The 17,518-nt window shown below is 64.2% G+C and carries 15 protein-coding genes; 10 read left to right on the top strand and 5 right to left on the bottom strand.

Annotation, left to right across the window (positions count from 1 at the left end; all coding sequences use genetic code 11):
* Window positions 1-18: 18 nt before the first annotated feature.
* The gene (locus OGR47_RS12610; RefSeq protein WP_246729681.1) at window positions 19-684 is read right to left on the bottom strand and encodes a response regulator; all 666 of its coding nucleotides are present in this window, start codon (window positions 682-684) and stop codon (window positions 19-21) included.
* 174 nt (window positions 685-858) lie between these two features.
* Here OGR47_RS12610 and OGR47_RS12605 point away from each other — a divergent pair, with 174 nt between their 5' ends.
* The gene (locus OGR47_RS12605) at window positions 859-1,209 is read left to right on the top strand and encodes a hypothetical protein (RefSeq protein ID WP_165051900.1); all 351 of its coding nucleotides are present in this window, start codon (window positions 859-861) and stop codon (window positions 1,207-1,209) included.
* A 138-nt stretch (window positions 1,210-1,347) separates the two neighbouring features.
* Here the strand turns inward: OGR47_RS12605 and OGR47_RS12600 are convergent, their stop codons facing one another.
* The gene (locus OGR47_RS12600; RefSeq protein WP_165051898.1) at window positions 1,348-1,716 is read right to left on the bottom strand and encodes a hypothetical protein; all 369 of its coding nucleotides are present in this window, start codon (window positions 1,714-1,716) and stop codon (window positions 1,348-1,350) included.
* 275 nt (window positions 1,717-1,991) lie between these two features.
* On the opposite strand from OGR47_RS12600, the gene hemN reads away from it, so the two are divergent.
* The 5 genes from hemN to OGR47_RS12575 all read left to right on the top strand — a co-directional run bounded on the left by hemN (window position 1,992) and on the right by OGR47_RS12575 (window position 7,270).
* Window positions 1,992-3,338, top strand: coding sequence for an oxygen-independent coproporphyrinogen III oxidase (gene hemN, locus OGR47_RS12595; RefSeq protein ID WP_165051895.1), 1,347 nt, complete (start codon window positions 1,992-1,994; stop codon window positions 3,336-3,338).
* 44 nt (window positions 3,339-3,382) lie between these two features.
* Window positions 3,383-3,772, top strand: a complete 390-nt coding sequence (locus OGR47_RS12590; RefSeq protein WP_165051893.1) for a hypothetical protein — start codon at window positions 3,383-3,385, stop codon at window positions 3,770-3,772.
* A 76-nt stretch (window positions 3,773-3,848) separates the two neighbouring features.
* On the top strand, window positions 3,849-4,946 hold the full coding sequence (locus OGR47_RS12585; protein ID WP_165051891.1) for an ATP-dependent DNA helicase: 1,098 nt from the start codon (window positions 3,849-3,851) through the stop codon (window positions 4,944-4,946).
* Window positions 4,947-5,068: 122 nt separating this feature from the next.
* A complete protein-coding gene (locus tag OGR47_RS12580; RefSeq protein WP_165051889.1) occupies window positions 5,069-6,970 on the top strand; it encodes a patatin-like phospholipase family protein in 1,902 nt (633 codons plus the stop codon).
* 9 nt (window positions 6,971-6,979) lie between these two features.
* Window positions 6,980-7,270 carry a hypothetical protein gene (locus OGR47_RS12575; protein ID WP_165051886.1) on the top strand — a complete coding sequence of 97 codons (291 nt, stop codon included), beginning with the start codon at window positions 6,980-6,982 and terminating at the stop codon, window positions 7,268-7,270.
* Between the two features lie 174 nt (window positions 7,271-7,444).
* On the opposite strand, the gene OGR47_RS12570 is transcribed toward OGR47_RS12575, so the two are convergent.
* On the bottom strand, window positions 7,445-8,704 hold the full coding sequence (locus OGR47_RS12570; protein ID WP_165051883.1) for a hypothetical protein: 1,260 nt from the start codon (window positions 8,702-8,704) through the stop codon (window positions 7,445-7,447).
* A 131-nt stretch (window positions 8,705-8,835) separates the two neighbouring features.
* Here OGR47_RS12570 and OGR47_RS12565 point away from each other — a divergent pair, with 131 nt between their 5' ends.
* The gene (locus OGR47_RS12565; protein ID WP_165051881.1) at window positions 8,836-9,447 is read left to right on the top strand and encodes a hypothetical protein; all 612 of its coding nucleotides are present in this window, start codon (window positions 8,836-8,838) and stop codon (window positions 9,445-9,447) included.
* An 83-nt stretch (window positions 9,448-9,530) separates the two neighbouring features.
* Here OGR47_RS12565 and OGR47_RS12560 read toward each other — a convergent pair whose 3' ends face one another.
* Together OGR47_RS12560 and OGR47_RS12555 are read right to left on the bottom strand one after the other, a co-directional pair.
* Window positions 9,531-10,037: a hypothetical protein gene (locus tag OGR47_RS12560; RefSeq protein WP_165051879.1), complete on the bottom strand. Its 507-nt coding sequence runs from the start codon at window positions 10,035-10,037 to the stop codon at window positions 9,531-9,533.
* Window positions 10,038-10,057: 20 nt separating this feature from the next.
* On the bottom strand, window positions 10,058-10,576 hold the full coding sequence (locus tag OGR47_RS12555; RefSeq protein WP_165052042.1) for an HNH endonuclease: 519 nt from the start codon (window positions 10,574-10,576) through the stop codon (window positions 10,058-10,060).
* Between the two features lie 526 nt (window positions 10,577-11,102).
* Here OGR47_RS12555 and OGR47_RS12550 point away from each other — a divergent pair.
* The 3 genes from OGR47_RS12550 to OGR47_RS12540 all read left to right on the top strand — a co-directional run bounded on the left by OGR47_RS12550 (window position 11,103) and on the right by OGR47_RS12540 (window position 17,510).
* Window positions 11,103-12,452, top strand: coding sequence for an exopolysaccharide biosynthesis polyprenyl glycosylphosphotransferase (locus OGR47_RS12550; RefSeq protein WP_246729680.1), 1,350 nt, complete (start codon window positions 11,103-11,105; stop codon window positions 12,450-12,452).
* 88 nt (window positions 12,453-12,540) lie between these two features.
* Window positions 12,541-13,761: an exonuclease SbcCD subunit D gene (locus OGR47_RS12545; RefSeq protein ID WP_165052028.1), complete on the top strand. Its 1,221-nt coding sequence runs from the start codon at window positions 12,541-12,543 to the stop codon at window positions 13,759-13,761.
* Window positions 13,761-17,510, top strand: coding sequence for an AAA family ATPase (locus tag OGR47_RS12540; RefSeq protein WP_165051877.1), 3,750 nt, complete (start codon window positions 13,761-13,763; stop codon window positions 17,508-17,510). Before OGR47_RS12545 ends, OGR47_RS12540 begins: the two co-directional genes overlap by 1 nt.
* Window positions 17,511-17,518: the final 8 nt, after the last annotated feature.

The following is a 17,518-nucleotide window of genomic DNA, read 5'->3' as shown; positions in this document are numbered from 1 at the left end:
GCAACGAGCTGGCAGACTTTACCGTTCCGATAGCGCGCGTATCGCCAGTTCTGTCCGGCTGCGCAAATGCAGCTTGGCGAGAATGGTCGACACGTGATTTTTCACTGTGCCTTCGGCCAGGCCCATTTCGCGTGCGATTTCGCGGTTGCCTTTCCCCGCGGCGACATGGTTGAGCACGTCCTTCTCGCGGTCGGTGAGCGGCTCCTGGCCGTCGTTGGCCGCCGCCGTGAGCGGCTTGCCAGGCATTTTGACGCGGCGGAACTCGGCAAGGATCTTTGCCGCGACGCTCGGCGACAGACGTGGCTCGCCTCGCGCCGCCGCGCGGATGGCGGAGAGGATTTCGGCCTCTTCGGCGTCCTTCAGCAGATAGCCCTGTGCGCCGGCGGACACCGCCTCGAAGACAAACTCGTCGGCGTCGAAGGTCGTGAGCATGATGATGCGGATCAGGGGGGATTTCGCCAAAATGGCGCGGGTCGCGGCAATGCCGTCCATGCGCGGCATTTTGAGGTCCATCAGGACGACGTCGGGCGCATAGGCGAGGGCGGCGCTGACCGCCTGCTCGCCGTCGGCGGCCGTGGCGACAACCGCAATATCCTTCTCGAGCGCCAGGAGCGCCGCCAACGCCTTGCGGATCACGCTCTGATCCTCGGCGATCATTAGGCGTATCTGCTTTTCGGCGGTCAATCGGCCTCTCCCCGCCAACCACGAGTATGGCAATACAATAAGCGCAACCGGCGCTATTCGCAAAAAGATGACTGGAAGCTGAATGGCGCGGACACCTCCGGTTCAGGCGCGCGGCGCGATAGTGGCTTCATGAGGCCGAGGTTGACGAAACGCCTCGAGCAAAGGGAGCCTCCAATGCGCCTGAATGTCAGAAAGACAATCGCTCTTACGGTTCTCGCCGGGTTGCTCGGCGCCAGCGCCGTCTCGCCCGCCGCCGCCGATGGCTGGGGCTGGCATGGCGGCTATGGCGGCCCCGGCTGGGGTTATCGCGGCGGTTGGGGACATCACGGCGGCTGGAACAATGGCGGCGCGGTCGCCGCGGCGGCGATCGGTGGTCTGGCGCTGGGCGTCGCCGCCGGGGCGATGAGCCAGCCCCGCTACGGGTCCTATGGCGGCTATTACGGCGACTGCTACCCCGTCGATCGCCCCGTCATGGACGGCTGGGGGAATGTGGTCGGCTATCGCAGGGCCCAGGTCTGCGATTAGCGTTTTCAATTCTTCTCCGTCCTCCCCAGGTTTGTTGCGTCCCGCGTTCTCTACGAGTTTCCGCCGCCCCCTCCCCCGCCCCTCTCGCGCGGCGGCGGAAGACGAGCCTCCCGGAGCGATCCGGGAGGCTTCCTTTTTTCAGATCGGCTTGAAGGCGAGCGAGGATTTGCCCTCGGCGGGATCGCGCCGCCAGATGCTGGCGCTGTCGCGTTCGAAATGGGCCTTGTGGCCCTTGCGCGCGACGAGCACGAGGCGGCCATGGTCGATCGACCATCTCACCGGATCGAAAACCACAATGCCGTTGTCGCGGCAGGCGGGCGCCAGTTGCGCTCTGCCGCCGCCCATCAGGGTCAGCATGCAGCCGGTATCCTTATCGTCACGCAGAATGCCGTAACGGCCTGCCGTATCGCCGGCGGCGACGGCGTTGGCGATCGGCAAAGCGGCGAACAGGGCCGCGGCGAGGCCGAGGCGCCGCAGCTTGTCCGCGCGCGGGGAAGAGGTCGACATCGACGCATGCTCCAGAGTGGGTGAATCGCGTGCAGTCTGCCCTTTTCATGCGGCCGGGCCAAGGCGGTTGCGGCGGCTTTCGCAGCATTTCCGCTCAGCGGACATGCGCCAACGCACGTCCTGCTCAGATTCCGCTAACTTAGGCGATGTCGTCGAAAACAATGCGCCCGGAGCGCTGCTCTGAGGCGCGATAATCTGTAGCAGCGGAGGCTTTTGCGCAGCGCGATCGAACAGGATAAATTCGTAAGAATTGTTCCCCAGGAGTTCCCCGCGCCATGGACCCGGCCGCACTCGCGCTCGCCGAACGCTCCGCGCCTCGCTACACGAGCTATCCGACCGCGCCGCATTTCTCGAAAGAGATCGGCGATGTCGAGATGCGCGACTGGCTTGCCGCCCTCGATCCGTGCGCGACGCTGTCGCTTTATTTCCACGTGCCCTTTTGCCGGGAAATCTGCGCCTATTGCGGTTGCCACACCAAGGCCGTCCGGCAGGAGGCGCCGCTCACCGCCTATAAGGAAACGCTGCTGCGCGAGGTGGAGATGACCGCGCGCGCGACAAGGGCGCGCAATGTAGCGAGCATCCATTGGGGCGGCGGCACGCCGGGGATTTTGGGGCCCGCGCGCTTCGGCGAGATCGTCGAGCGCCTGCGCGACCTCTTCGACGTCACCCATGAGACGGAGCATGCGATCGAGCTCGACCCGCGCCTCCTCGAGCCGGATATGGCCGAGGCGCTGGCGCGGGCCGGCGTCAACCGCGTCTCTTTCGGCGTGCAGGATCTGAACGCTCATGTTCAGGAGGCGGCCGGCCGCGTGCAGCCCTTCGAGATCGTGGAGCGCGCCGTCGCCCTGATGCGCGGCGTCGGCGTCAGCGCGATCAATCTCGACCTGATGTATGGCCTGCCGCTGCAGAGCGTCGCCGACGTCGAGCGTACGGCTTCCATGGCGGCTTCGCTCGATCCGCAGCGGCTTGCGGTTTTCGGCTATGCGCATGTGCCCTGGTTCAAGGCGAACCAGAAGCTCATCGACGCCGCCGCGCTGCCCGGCGCGGCCGAACGCCTCGCCCAGGCCGCGGCGGTGCGTCGGGCGTTGGAGCGCGCGGGCTATGAGGCGATCGGCCTCGATCACTTCGCGCGGCCGAGCGATCCGCTGGCCGTCGCGGCGCGACAGGGGCGCATGCGCCGCAACTTCCAGGGCTATACGATCGACAGCGCAACCGCTCTGCTGCCCTTCGGCGTTTCCTCGATCGGCCGCCTGCCGCAGGGCTTCGTCGGCAACGCCACCGATCTCGCCGGCTGGCGGCGGGCCGTGGAGGCGGATCGATTTCCTGTCACGCGTGGCCTCGCCTTTTCCGTCGAGGATCTGGCGCGCAGCGAGATTATCGAGCGGCTGATGTGCGACTTTACCGTCGATTTCGGCGCCGTCGCGCTGGAGCATGGCTTTGCGGTCGACGCCTTCGATCAGGCGCGCCTATCCCTGAGCGGGCTGGAGCGCGATGGCGTGGTGGAACTGCGCGACCGGCGCGTGAGCGTCACCGAGCGTGGGCGGCCGTTTGTGCGCCTTGCCGCTGCGGCTTTCGACGCCTATCTGGAGGCCGGCGCGGCGCGTCATTCCGCGGCCGTTTAATCTCCGAGAAGCTAAGCCGGGCAGGGGGCTGTCTGGAGAGGCGCATGACGCCGCTGACGGCCTTTTTCGCCAAGTTCATCGGCGCCTATGCGCTGTTTGCCGCCGCATGGCTCTACTTCCGCCGCGAAGCCGCGGTGGGGCTGATCGAGCGCATCTCCCACGATCCCGTCTTCGAATCGATGATCGGCGTGCTCCGCCTCGTCTTCGGCCTGGCTGTCATCTCGGCTCATAACCGCTGGGGCGGATGGCTGGAGGCGCTGGTCTCGGCGCTCGGCTGGATCGGCCTTTTCAGCGGGCTCGCGACGATGTTCCTGCCGACAGGCTTCTTGCGCAGATCGGTCGACTGGATGCAATTCAAGGAGAAGCTGCCCGCTTACGCGCTTGTTTCGGCCTTTCTCGGCGCGGTGTTGCTGCTCGGCGGCCTGACTGCGTGATGCCCGCGCGCGACGGCTTGTGAGCGGGAGCGGTCTCCGGCATCGTGCGCCTTCCCGATTCTAGCCCTATGAACCCATGCCCGTCTGGACGCCCGAACAGGAGAATGCGCTAAACAGCGTCGCGAAATGGCTTGCGACGCCGCGCGGCCCGCAGGTGTTCCGCCTGTTCGGCTATGCCGGCACGGGTAAATCGACGCTTGCGCTTCACCTTGCCGAACATGTCGACGGCGACGTCGCCTTCGCCGCCTTCACCGGCAAGGCCGCGCTGGTGATGCGCTCGAAGGGTTGCAAGGACGCCCGCACCATTCACAGCCTGATCTATCGCGCGACCGATTCCGAAACCGAGGAGCCGTCCTTTGTTTTGAACGACGAGAGCGACGCCGCGCGCGCCAAGCTCATCGTCATCGACGAATGCTCCATGGTCGACGAGGAGCTCGGGCGCGATTTGCTTTCCTTCGGCAAGAAGGTTCTGGTTCTCGGCGATCCGGCGCAATTGCCGCCGGTGAAGGGCGGGGGCTTTTTCACGGAGGCCGAGCCGGATGTGATGCTGACGCAGGTGCACCGCCAAGCCTCCGACAATCCCATCATCCGCCTGTCGATGACGATTCGCGAGGGCGGGACGCTGACGCGCGGCGACTATGGCGAGACGCGCGTCGTCTCGCGCGAAGGACTCGATCCAGTGCTCGTCACCGGCGCCGATCAGGTGCTGGTGGGCATGAACAAGACGCGGCGCGCCTATAACGGGCGGCTGCGCGAATTGCGCGGCTTTACGGGTCCGTTTCCGCAATCGGGCGAAAAGCTCGTCTGCCTGCGCAACAACCGCAAGAAGGGTCTGCTCAACGGCGCGCTGTTCACGGTGAAAAGCGCCGGCGCGCTTCGGCGCGGGAAAATACGGATGCTCGTCATGCCGGAGGAGGGCGAGGCGGGCAAATTCCAGCGCGTCGCCGTCATTCCGCAATTCTTCGAGGGCGGCGAGGGCGAAATTCCTTACGCGATGCGCAAGGATTCGGACGAGTTCGATTTCGGCTATGCGCTGACCGTGCACAAGTCGCAGGGCTCGCAATGGGACAATGTGACTCTCTTCGACGAATCTTTCGCCTTCCGCGAACATCGCGCCCGCTGGCTCTATACGGGGGTCACGCGCGCCGCGCGAAAGCTGACGCTGGTGATGTGAAAAAGAGCGGCGGGATATAGCGCCCGCGCTTCCGCCTCCAGCTCGAGAAGAAAGATAGACCCGTTGTCAAAACGCGGATACGAGCGTTAATCTTCTATTTCATTTCAGTGACGGAGGTTTTTGTGACCACTGTGCAGATTCAAACCATCGTGCAGATTCAAGCCATTGTGCCGAATGTCGGCGCCTATATCCCCACTGTATGGAGCCTTGCGCCCGGCCAGAAGTTGGGACTCGCTTTGTCCGGCGGCGGTTTCCGCGCCTCGCTCTTCCATATCGGCGTCCTGGCGCGATTGGCCGAGCTCGACCTGCTGCGGCGCGTCGATGTGCTCTCTACCGTTTCCGGCGGCTCCGTCATCGGCGCCTTTTATTATCTCAAGCTCAAGAAACGGCTCGAGGAGAGGCCACTCGACGCGAATGGCGAACCCGTTTTGCCGACTTCGCAGGACTATGTGGACATCGTCGCGGAGATCGAGAGCGAATTTCTGGCGGCGGTCCAGACGAATGTCAGAATGAAGGCGCTGTTGGATCCTGTCGCCAACGCCCGAATGATTTTCTCGGATGATTATTCGAGAAGCGACCGCATCGCAGAAGTTTATGAGGAGTGCTTTTACAGCAGATTCTCAAAGCATCCGGGTGAAAAAATCCCGCTTACGGATTTGCTGATCACCCCAGCCTGGATGCCGCGCGGCTTTAATGTGCGGCAGTATAATGCAACCTCAGATTTCAAGATTCCGATCCTGAACATCAACGCGACGTCGTTGAACACCGGCGGCCGGTGGGTTTTCACCGCGACGGACCTGGGCGAGGTCCCGTCGGCAAATCCGATCGGCACGATAAAGCCATTGCCGCGGATCAGTTACTCGGACCCCACTTTGACGCCGGAGCAGCAAAAGAAACTGGCGCAGATCGGCCTTTCTGAAGCGGTCGCCGCGTCAGCCTGCGTCCCCGCGATCTTTACGCCCCTCGCGATCCACGATCTTTATCCGCGGGGCGCGAATGGCGAAGAGATTGTGGTCGAGCTGGTTGATGGCGGCGTTTACGACAATCAGGGCGTCGAGGCGTTGCTTTCTGAAAATTGCGACTTGATGATTTGCAGCGATGCATCCGGACAATTGGATGGGAATCGCACGCCGGACATTCAGCTGCTGCCTGTCGCTACGCGCTCGAACGACATATTGGCGACGCGCGTTCGCGCTGAGTGCTATGATAATCTTCGTAATTGCCCAGGCGACGGAAACTTTGTCTTTTTCCATCTGCGTGACGATTTCCCTGGAAATCCAACATATCCGCTTCTGCCGGGACCGGTCGATCGGTGCAACGGCGTGAACGACGGGCATATCTATGCCCTTTCCAATATCAGAACTGACCTCGACGCTTTTTCGAACGTCGAAGCCTATACGCTGATGTACGACGGCTACTGTCTGATCGACTATTTTCTTCAGCACGATGAGAGCAACGCGGGGCTCGGCGCGCCGTCGCCCGGTGGCGCGCCCCGGCGGCCGTGGCGTTTCCTCGCTATTCGGTCGATGATTAAGACCGACAAGCAAAAGCTGCTTTCGCATCTCCTGATAGGGAAATACTTGTTCTTCAAACCCTTCTATGCCGATCCCACGCGGGCGTGGGGCGTCACTCTCATTCTGCTTGCGCCAGTGCTTTTCTTCTTGTGGGAGCGCTTCGATCTCGTTGTCGAGCTCTACAAACTGCTCGTTGAAAACATATTGTACTACACCTTGCCGGCGGCGCTTGTCGGCGCGGCGGGATACGCCATCGTCAAGGCTTTGGACGATGCGCCAAAAATGCTGAAAGTGTTCGATTTCATTCGGAAATACCGGCGCGCCGACAACCCCTTGCTCATCGCCCTGTTTTACGCGCCTGGACTTTTCGGCGCGGCAGTGGCGTTCTTGAATCTTTCTATCTACAACAAGATCTTCCTTCAGGCCGGGCGATTGCCGCCGTCGGACGGCGACGCATTACTGGAGCCGAGCCACGGTCCTGCGCAAGTGGAGGCCGCCGCCCAAGAATAGAGGAGAACCATGGCCGAGCGCGCGATTGAAATGCGCCGCCTTTCCGACGGCGCTGTCTATCGCTTCCTCCCCGCGCCAGCCGACGAGGACGGGCTTCCGCGCTTCAAACGCGCCGACAAAGATATCTGGATTTTGCGCGACCCAGATTTCGGTTGGATCGTTTGGGATGGCGAAGAGCAGGCGTTGATGGGACGGCCCTGGGACATCGCGGCGAAGCATCAAGGCGCGGCGCCGCCGGAATGCGACTGGGTGAGCCGGAAGGGCGCGAATTCCTTCGTCTATCGCCTCGTCTTCATCTGATACGGAACCCGCGCGATTGGTTCGCTGTCATTCCCGACGCGCGTAGCACGGATGGGGAATCCAGCGCAAAACCAGCGTATTTGTGACTCTCGATTCCTGGTCGGGCTTTCAGCCCGCCGGGAACGACAATCCCCAATGCGAGCTATTCAAGCGAAAACGCTAGGACGCGTAAGTCTACTTCGTCCAGGAGTCGATGGCGTCCGCGAAGACGCGGTCTCCCGATGGGCCCTTTTCCATATTGATCGTCGCGGGCCGTCCATCGGCGAATTGCAACGGCAGATCGATTACGGCGAGCGAACGCAAGAGCTGGACGTTGCGCGCTTCATGATCGCCGCGCATCAGGCCGATGAGGAAATTATTCTCGGTGATCGGCACAGGAATGCCGAAGACCTTTTCCCCCGCCTGCGCGTCAGCGCGGCGCATCTGGATCGGGCCGATCGCCTTCACGCCGCCGAGCGGGCTCCCCGGCGCTGGCTTGAATGAGACGTTGACCGTGTGGGAGGCCGAGAGCGCCGAGTCGTTGTTCTTCTGGAACAGCAATGTCAGCTTCATCTTGCCGTCTGGGATGTCCAGGTCGCCTCGGATCGCCGTGCTCACCGGCTCTCCAGGGCCGCCGCCGACATTCTCGAGGCGCCAAACGACCGTGCCGTTATAGATGCGGTCGACCTTGTCGGGCGCCTGCAAGGTGGCGACCCACAATTCCGCCTTTTGCGCCACCGGCACGACGACCGAGCGCTTTCCTGAAACAGGCGCGGGCGCAGATGCGCCGCCAGCGACGCGTCCGTCGAATTTACCGGACTCGGCCGCCTCGGAGGTCGATGTTTCGGCCGGCTGCAGCTTCGCGAGATCTTCTGGCCGTTCGCGCAGATACCAGGCGAGGCCGCCAACGACGGCGATCAGCGCCGCCAGCACGCCCGCAAGCGCCCATATGCGTTGAGTCGGCCGTTGCGCGCGCGGCGGCAATGGCAGCGGCGCGGCGGGGCGCTGCGCCTCGCGCGGCGGGGTTTCCGTCTCGGAGGCGGCGAGCGTGTCGCGCCAAGCCTCTTCGACGCTGCGTTCGGCCGGGGGCGGTTCCGGCGGCGCCGGGGGCTTTGTCGGTTCGGGCGCCTGCTGGCGCTCCGCCGCAGGCTGCTGCTTCGGCGCCTCCGGCTTCGCGGGAGCCGCCGCGCTCGGCTGCGTTGTTTTTGCGGGAGATGGCTTCGCGGGCGGCTGCGCCGCGCTCTTGGCCGCGATCTCTTGTTCGAGGCGCGCGATGGCTTCTTCGAGCGCGCGGCCTTCGGCTGAGATATCGGCCTCCGCAACCGACGGCTGAATGCTTCTCAATTGATTGAACAGCGCCTTGCGCGCCCGTTCATAGACAGCCTGTCTCGCATCGGCTGTCTGCTGGGGAAGGGCGGCAATGGCGCGGGAGATCAACGAATAGTAATCAGCCATGGGCGGTTAAGAGCACTTCCTGCCGGGGGCGTCAATCCTGACCCCTTGCAAATGCGAGAAAAACAAGGGATTCCAGCGTGCTTGTCCGTGATCGCGACGACGCCGGCCGGGCCTAATCGGAGAGGAAGATCATGTCATCGCTCAGATCATTGGCGCGTCTGCTTCGCGGCGTCGTCATCGTCGCGCTTTTCGCGCCCGCCGCCGCACACGCCATCAGCATGGATAAGGCCTCAACCATTCGCGACCAATGCGAAATTTCAATCGGCCCCGATCTCATCGGCGTTGTCTCCTATATGCCCGACCGCTCCCGCGATCGCTTCTGCGGCGATTTTCCGTCGACAGGCCGAATCATCCTCACGGTCGATCTCATCGCCGAGCGCCTGCGCCAGTTGCCGATCGAGGTGCGGATCGTACGGGAGAAAAATGGGCCGATCTCCCTAGAGGAAGATCCGACGCCTTTCACCGTGGCTTATGTTGCGCCGCGTCTTTACCCGGGCGGCGCCGTGCCGGTGGAGCATGTGTTCGAAGAGAGCGGCGCCTATGCTGCGCTGATTACCGTGACGGAAAACTCCGGAACGAAGCGCACGACGCGTTTTGCGATCAACGTGGGCGGACCGTTGCAATTCTACGCGACGGCGCTGCTCTCGGGCGTGTTTATCTTCGGCGCAGCTTTTCTGTATTGGCGCTACACAGAGGAAAAGAAGCAACGCGATCGCAGTTCGCGCGCTTTCCGCCCGACCTGAGCGGTCGAGCGATAAGAAATCGAATTCAATAAAGCTGGAGCAAATTCCAGGCGCCTAAGGTGTCGGCTCTTGTGGAATTCGCTCTAAACTCCGCGCCCGTCGCTTGCCGGCGCGGGCGCCGCTTCCTTGCGCGCCGGCGCGGCGATCAGCCAATAAATCGCGCCGGTCAGAGCGCCGGTAAGGAAGAATAAAAGCGCGAGCCGCGCTTCCGCCTCGCTGACCTTATGCGCGCGCTCCAGCCCTTTTGACGCGCGCGCGATCCAGGGCGAGGCGCCCGCGAGGACGCCGCTGACGCCCGAATACCAGACGATGGATCGCGCGCCTGCAGCCTCACCGACAAGCGCCGCCACCGCGAGCGGCGCGCAGCAGACCGCGACGACGACGGCCCATATGACAAAACCCAGCGTGGCGAAGGCCTGTCCGGGATCGCCCTCGCCGAAAGCTTCATCCAGCACGGCAAAAAGCCCGGCAGTGACGGAGGCGAGGCCTGCCTCGCGTGTCACGGGATCGAAGAAAGCGGAAATCAGGAGAAATAAAGCGCCAACGCCAACAGCGATGACGAAGCCGAAAGCCATGACCACTAAGCGCATATCGTCTCTTTCGCTCGGCCTTACGGCTCGAGCACCGAATCCCAGTAAAGATAATCCATCCAGCTCTCATGCAGATAGTTGGGCGGAAAGCGGCGGCCGTTGCGATGCAGGTCGACGACCGACGGTTGGTAGGGCGTCTGCGCCGGCGTCATATGCGCCTCGAGCGGCAGCCGGTCGCCCTTGCGCAGATTGCAGGGCGAGCAGGCCGCGACGACATTTTCCCAGGTGGTCGCGCCGCCCTTGGAGCGCGGGATCACATGGTCGAAGGTCAGCTCGTCATGCGCCCCGCAATATTGGCAGGTGAAGCGGTCGCGCAGGAAGACGTTGAATCGCGTAAAGGCCGGCTGACGCGCTGGCCGCACATATTCCTTGAGCGAGACCACCGAAGGCAGGCGCATCTCGAAGCTCGGGCTTTTGACGGTCTTGTCATATTCCGAGACGATATTGACCCGATCCAGGACGACCGCCTTGATGGCGTCCTGCCAGCCCCATAGCGAAAGGGGATAGTAGCTCAGCGGCCGATAGTCGGCATTGAGCACCAGCGCCGGACAAGCTTGCGGCGAGACATATTGGTGTCTGAAGTGAGCGGTCACCTTGCCAAGCCTCTCGTTTTCGAGAAGGGCCCGATGGACCGCGCCAAGGTCCACACCGGCCTTTTGCGACTCTCTATATGTTACAGGGAGGATGACGGGCTTGTGAAGGCGCCTTGTGCAGCGGAATGGCGCCGCCCGTTGGGGGCAGCCAGGAAGTATAGGGCGAGCAGAAATATGCCCATTTCAAATAGTTAATTTCTGCGCGAGGCAGTGTTTTTTCGCGCCCGATAATTGGCGGGCAGATCCCGGCGGAAGCCAGGGCGCGTTACTTGCTCCTATTCGGCAATAGCCTCGCATTTGTTCCGTTTTGGGGCAGGCGAGCCGATCGGGGGCCGATCCATTGTCTCACCAGGCTGATTTCCTGAAAAGGCCGTCGCAGTTTGAAACGCGGGCCCACAAGGCCCGGCCGCGGCTTCTCTCGGGGACGAATCGCGGCGCGGCCTATTGGGCCCCCCGACAAAGCACGGCCTTTGTGAGGGCCTCGTTTTCGCTCCTTGCCGCCTCTCTGGATTTTCTGGCGCTCGTACTGATTTCGGTCGCCGCCCAATTCGCCTATGGCGCTCTCACCGCCGTCAATCTCGAGCTGAGTCTGGTCGCCGCGACGATTTTCCTGCTCGGGAACGTCGTCCGCGACGAATATTCTTTCGCGAACTACCTCCTGCTTCGCGGCCATGCGTGGCGCTGCTTCAGCCTGTGGAGCGTCGTCAGCCTCCTCGCGCTCGCCATCGGATTTCTGTCTGACGCCACAGGAGAGACGTCGCGGGCCGGCTTTGTGCTGACGTCAAGCCTGGGTTTCGTCGCGCTTTTCGCGACGCGGGCGACGCTTAGCCGGTTTGTGCGGGCGAGCGCGGCCTCGGGCGGCGTATCCGCGCGGCGTCTGTTTCTCGTCGGTTTCGAGAAAGACATCGAGGCCTTTACCTATCGCTACAAGCCCTGGACCTGCGGAATGACGGTTGTCGCTGCGGTCGTGCTGCGCGAGACCGAGCATACGTTCGACGACGACCTCACGCTTGCGGCGGCCTCGGCGCGCATGCTTCGGCCCGACGATGTTTTCATCCTCTCGCCTTGGTCGCGCACGGATGTGATCGACAAATGCGTGACGGCCTTCCTACGCGTGCCCGCCCGCATCCATCTCGGTCCCGAGCGCGTGCTCGATCGTTTCGCAAATGCGCATATCGACAAGGTCGGCGCGATTTCGAGCCTGAGCCTCTCGGGCGATCCGCTCAATCTCTTCGAGGTGGCGGCCAAGCGGGCTTTCGACATCGTCGTTTCGGCGCTCGCGCTCACCGCGCTGTTGCCTGTGCTGCTTCTCTGCGCGTTCGCAATCCGGCTCGAAAGCAAGGGGCCGGCGCTCTTCTATCAGCGCCGGTACGGCTTCAATCGCGAGACATTCCGTATCGTGAAACTCCGCACGATGACGACGATGGAGGACGGGCGCGACGTGAAGCAGGCCACGGCGAACGATCCGCGCGTGACCCGCATCGGGCGCATTCTGCGCCGCTACAATATCGACGAGCTGCCGCAGCTCCTCAACGTCCTGCGCGGCGAGATGTCGCTCGTCGGACCGCGCCCCCATGCTTTGGCGCATGATCAACTCTTCGAGCGGCGCATCGCGCTTTATGCGCGTCGTCACAATGTCAAACCGGGCATGACCGGCTGGGCGCAAGTCAACGGCCTGCGCGGCGAAATCGACTCGCCGGAGAAGATCCGACAGAGAATCGAGCACGACCTTTATTACATCGATAATTGGTCGCTGCCCTTCGATCTCTGGATCGTGTTCCTCACCGTCTTTTCGCGTCAGGCGTATCGTAACGCGGTTTGACGAGTTGGGGGGCTGGGCGGCGGGCCCGGGCAGGCAAGTTGCGTATCGCTTGCCTCGGGTCCGCCGCTTGCTGCTTACTATCGTCGCTGTGATTCGACTTCTGCATACCGCCGATTGGCACCTTGGCGCCGCCCTGCAAGGCTGGTCGCGAGAGCCCGAGCATCGCGCCGCGCTTGCGCAGCTCGTCGAGACGGCGCGCGTCCGCGTCGTCGACGCGGTGATCGTCGCGGGCGATATTTTCGACAGTCTCAACCCGTCCGCCGAGGCGCAGCGGCTCCTCTATGACACGCTGCGCGACCTGCGCGCCGCCTGTCCGCACGCGACCATCGCGCTTCTTGCCGGCAATCATGATCCCGCCGGCAGGCTGGAGGCGCCGAGAGCACTGTTCGAGATCGCCGGGGTGCATTCGGTGGGCGTTATCGCGCGGCGAGAGGGCGCGCTCGACCTATCGGCGCATCTTCTGCCGATCCGGGACGCCTCGGGTGCGGTCGGCGCTTATCTTTTGGCGCTACCCTATCCCCGCGCCGCCGATCTGCCGATTGCCGGGGCGGATGTGACGGGGTCTCCCGTCGTTTGGGGCGTGCGGGCGCTCTACCGCGAGGCCGTCGACGCCGCGCGGGCAAAGATCGGCGCTGCGCCACTGGTTCTCACGGGGCATCTCCATGTCGCGGGCGGGCTCGAATCCGAGGGCGCCGAGCGGCGCATTCTGATCGGCGGCGAGCACGCCGCGCCGCCCGACATATTTCCCCCCGACGCCGCTTATGTCGCGCTCGGCCATTTGCACAAGCCGCAGAAGGTCGGCCGCGAGACGATCCGCTATTCCGGCGCGTTGATCCCGATGTCGAAATCCGAAATCGGTTATGCGCATGGCGTAACGCTTGTGGAAATCAGCGGGGCGGGCGCCGCGACAGCCGAGCCGCTGGCCTTTACGCGCAGCGTCGCGCATTTGCGTCTGCCGCAGCAGGGCCCTCTGGCCGTGAGCGAAATTGAAGGCGCGCTCGCTTCTCTCGCGCTCGATCCGCAAACCCCAGACGAGGCGCGGCCGTTTGTGCATCTTGCGGTCAGGGTCAACGGCCCTTCGGTCGGGCTCAAAGCCGAGATCGACGCTGTCTGCGAGAAATTCCCCGTCCGGCTCGTCTCGCTCGCCGTCGAGCGGCCGCAAAGGATCGAGGCGCCTCAGCTTGCGCCGCTACGGTTGGCCGAACGCCAGCCGCGCGACCTCTTCCGCGAGGCCTTCGAAGCGACGCATGGCGTCGCGCCGTCGGATGAACATCTGCGCTGCTTCGACCAGCTTGCCGAGGAAGCGTAATGCGCATCCTCGCGATTCGCGGTGAAAATCTTGCAAGTCTCGCGGAAGCCTTCGCAATCGAGTTCGAGAGCGAGCCTTTGCGCTCGGCCGGGCTTTTCGCCATCACCGGAGAAACGGGCGCGGGAAAATCGACGATCCTCGACGCGCTGTGTCTGGCGCTCTACGACAGATTTCCGCGCGTCGCGGCGTCGGGCGGCGCGGAGGGCGCGCCCGACCCCTCCGGCGAGACGCTCAGCTCCGGAGATCCGCGCGCGATCCTGCGGCGCGGGGCAGGGCGCGGTTTCGCGGAAGCTGACTTCGTTGCGCGCGACGGCAGGCGCTACCGGGCGCGCTGCGATCTCATGCGCGCGCGCGGCAGGGTCGCTGGGAAGTTGCAAAATCGCGGCCGCAGTCTCTGGCGCATCGACGAGAATGGCGAAAAGATCGAGACGCTGGAATCCGGCGTCGAGCCTGTCAATCGCCGCATTGTCGAATTGACCGATCTTACCTTCGAGCAGTTCCGGCGAACGGCGCTTTTGGCGCAGGGCGATTTCGACGCCTTTCTGCGCGCCGACGCCAAGGAGCGCGCCGACCTTCTCGAGAAAATAACGGGCGCCGAAATCTACGGCCGGCTGTCGAAACGCGCTTATGAGCGTTGGGACGAGGCCGCGCGCGCCGTGAAAGCTCTGGAGCAGCAGCGCGCGCTCATCGGCGTCATGCCGGAGGAAGAACGCGCGGCGATCATCGCGCAGAGCGAAGAGATCGGCGCGCAGCGTTCGGTCCTCGCGGCTGAGCATAAGGAGACGCTCGACGCATTGCGCCGCATCGATGCGCGCACGCAGGCGCTGCAGAAGCTCGCCGAGGCGGAAGGCGCGCGCGACGCCGCAAACGAGGCTCTCGCGGCGCTCTCGCATCAACGACAAACGCTCGCGAGCCTCGCCCGCGCCGAACCCTTGCGCGCGCCGCGAGAGGAGCTTCGCAAAGCGGAAGAATTGCTGGGGGAAAAGCAGGGGTCTGCGTTGCTCGCGCAGGAGCAGGCGCAAAAAGCGGACGCCGTATTGGCGGACGCAAGGACGCAGGAACGCGCGGCGATGGAGGCGCTGGACGCCGCGCGGCGCGAGATCGAGCAATTCGAACCGCTCTGGCAGGAGGCAAGCGCCCTCGACGCGAGAATCGCGGCGCAGCAACGCGAAGCCGAGAAGGCGCGCGATCTGGAAACGGCTGCAACGCGCCGTTTCGCCGATAAGCAAGAGGCCCTCGTCAAGGCGCAGGCGGACGAACAAGCGGCAGCCGCTGACAGCGAGACGGCGCGTGAGCGGTTGAAAGCGCTCGCGCCGGCGCGGCCATTGAGCGAACGATGGGCGGAGGTCGAGGACTGGCTCGCCAAACGCTCGCTTCTATCGAAAGAAAAGGTCGAGACGCAACGGGCGTTGCAAGACGCCGCGAAAGAGCTGAAACGCGCCGACGATATGCGAGCGGCCTGCGACACTGCCGACAAAGCGGATCGCGAGCAGCTCGACTCATTGCTGGAGCAGACGCGCGAAAGAGAAGCGGCGCTTCAGGCCCTCGACGCCCCTGCGGCGCAAAGGCGCGCGGACGCATTGTCCGGCGCACAAGAGGCGTTGGTTTCGATGGCGCGTTGCGCCAGCGACCACGCCGAGGCGATGGCGGTAGTCGAAAACGCGACGAGGGACATTGCTCGTCTTGGCGCGGCGCACGGCGTGCTTGTCGAACAGTTGGAGAATTTGCAGGCGGCGCGCGATATCGAGGCCGCGCAGAACGCGGAGGCGGAACGGCTCGGCGAATTGGCGGACGCCGCCGCCGGTCAGCATGCGCTGAGGCTGCGCACCTCCTTGGACGAAGGCGCGCCTTGCCCCGTCTGCGGGGCGAAGGAGCATCCATTCGCACATTCGCAGGACGCTGCTCGCGAACTCGTGGACGCTCTGCGCGCCAAGCGAGACGCCGCGCGTCAGGCGCTGGCGCGAACCAATAAGGCCATTTCGCAAACGTCAGCCGATGAAGCGGCGACGCGCGCCTTGCATGACGAGGCGACGCGGCGTCTTGGCGTGGCGAAAGCGGCGGTTGAAACCGCCGCGCGTGCTTATGCGGCGCTGGTTTTGGCAAATTCACATTGCGGCGCCCCGGAAGAAATAGCGGGGGCTGGAGAGAAAATCGCAGCTTTGCTCGAAGACCTGCGTGCGCAGCGCACGGCGCTGGTGAAAATACAAGAAACGACGCGCGAACTGTCTTTGGAGGTCGAGCGGCTGCGCAAGGCGTCGGATGACAAGCGAAACGCGATCGAGGGACGCAAGGCGGCGCGCGCGGAAGCGGAGGCGCTCGCGCGGCGGGCAGGCGAAGCGCAGGCGAAGCTTACGGAAAAGCTCGCGGGCGCCTGCGAACGCATCGAGTCGCTCGACCGCTCGCTCTCGGAGTTCCTTACGCTTTGCGATCTCTCGACGGACGATCTCGACCGCGATGGCGCTGGCGCCCGTAAAAGGCTGGAAGAGGCGGGCGCGCATTATCGGAAGACGCAAGAGGCGCATGACCGAGCCCTCGCGCGGCTCAATTCGTTGACACCGCAAATCGCGGCGCTCGACGCGGAGGCGCGCACGCTCGCCGAGCAGGCGAAGGCCGCGGCGGCTGACCATCTGGCGCGCGCGGCAGACCTTGCCAAGTCACGGGAGGAGCGCGGCGCGCTGCTCGACGGGGAAGCGACCGCCGCCCATCGCACGCGCTTCGAGGAAAAGCACAAGGCCGCGCGCGGGGCGCATGAGGCGAAGCGCGAGACGTTATCGGTCGCGGATAAGGCAAAAGCCGCAAGCGACGAACGCAGCGCCGGCGCCGCGCGGGATTTGGAAAAGGCGCAAGCCTCTCTGGCGACGGCGCGTAAGGTCTTTGGCGAGGCGCTCACTTCTTCAGCTTTCTCCGAAGAGGAGGCGACGCGGCTTCTTGCGATCCCCCGAGAGGAAGTTGCAGCGATGCGGCAGCGCGTCGAGGATGCGCAATCGGGGCTTCATGCGGCGGAGGCGGCCGTTGCGCAGCGTCGCAGCGACCTTGCTGAAGCCGAGGCCGGCGCGCCGATCGACATCGCGCGCGAGACTCTCGCCGCGCGCCAAGCGGAGCTGACGCAGACGCTGGACACTCTCGCTGCACGATCGGGCGCGTTGCAGGCGACACTTGCGCGCGACGACGACGCCCGAAGCCGCGCGCGCGATCTGTCACAAGAGATCGAGGCGGCGCAGGGCGATTGCAAAATCTGGAGCGAGATCAACGCCTCGATCGGCTCGAAGGAAGGCGACAAATTCCGCCGCTTCGCGCAGAGCGTGACTCTCGAACAGCTCGTCGCGCTCGCCAATCGCCGCCTGTCTCTGCTTTCCCCGCGCTATCGGCTGGAGCGCGCCGGCGATATCGGATCGCTCGGGCTTCAGATCGTCGACCGCGATCTCGGCGACGAGCGGCGCTCGACCCGCTCGCTTTCAGGCGGCGAGCGCTTTCTCGCGTCTCTTGCGTTGGCGCTCGCACTGGCGGGATTGGAGGGCCGCGATTCCTTCGTCGACACGCTTTTCATCGACGAAGGCTTCGGCGCGCTCGACTCGGCGACGCTCGACGTCGCAATCGACGCGCTCGAAAATCTGCAAGGGCAGGGGCGCAAGGTCGGCGTTATCAGCCATGTCGAATCCATGCAGGCGCGCATCGCGACGAAAATATGCGTGGAGCGGCGCGGCGGCGGCGTGAGCGTCGTGCGCCTGCGCGCGCCGGGTTTTGCCTGAGGCTATTG

This window comes from Methylocystis sp. MJC1 (genome assembly GCF_026427715.1).
Lineage (GTDB): Bacteria > Pseudomonadota > Alphaproteobacteria > Rhizobiales > Beijerinckiaceae > Methylocystis.
Note: the sequence above shows the minus strand (reverse complement) of the source record. Positions and strands in the feature narration are given on the sequence as shown.

Bases quoted from the DNA above. Each gene is read 5' to 3' on its own strand.
- hemN (WP_165051895.1), top strand. From the start codon at position 1,992: ATGGACCCGGCCGCACTCGCGCTCGCCGAACGCTCCGCGCCTCGCTAC.
- OGR47_RS12560 (WP_165051879.1), bottom strand. From the start codon at position 10,037: ATGCGCTTAGTGGTCATGGCTTTCGGCTTCGTCATCGCTGTTGGCGTT.
- OGR47_RS12565 (WP_165051881.1), top strand. From the start codon at position 8,836: ATGTCATCGCTCAGATCATTGGCGCGTCTGCTTCGCGGCGTCGTCATC.
- OGR47_RS12575 (WP_165051886.1), top strand. From the start codon at position 6,980: ATGGCCGAGCGCGCGATTGAAATGCGCCGCCTTTCCGACGGCGCTGTC.
- OGR47_RS12540 (WP_165051877.1), top strand. From the start codon at position 13,761: ATGCGCATCCTCGCGATTCGCGGTGAAAATCTTGCAAGTCTCGCGGAA.
- OGR47_RS12585 (WP_165051891.1), top strand. From the start codon at position 3,849: ATGCCCGTCTGGACGCCCGAACAGGAGAATGCGCTAAACAGCGTCGCG.
- OGR47_RS12590 (WP_165051893.1), top strand. From the start codon at position 3,383: ATGACGCCGCTGACGGCCTTTTTCGCCAAGTTCATCGGCGCCTATGCG.
- OGR47_RS12600 (WP_165051898.1), bottom strand. From the start codon at position 1,716: ATGTCGACCTCTTCCCCGCGCGCGGACAAGCTGCGGCGCCTCGGCCTC.
- OGR47_RS12605 (WP_165051900.1), top strand. From the start codon at position 859: ATGCGCCTGAATGTCAGAAAGACAATCGCTCTTACGGTTCTCGCCGGG.
- OGR47_RS12570 (WP_165051883.1), bottom strand. From the start codon at position 8,704: ATGGCTGATTACTATTCGTTGATCTCCCGCGCCATTGCCGCCCTTCCC.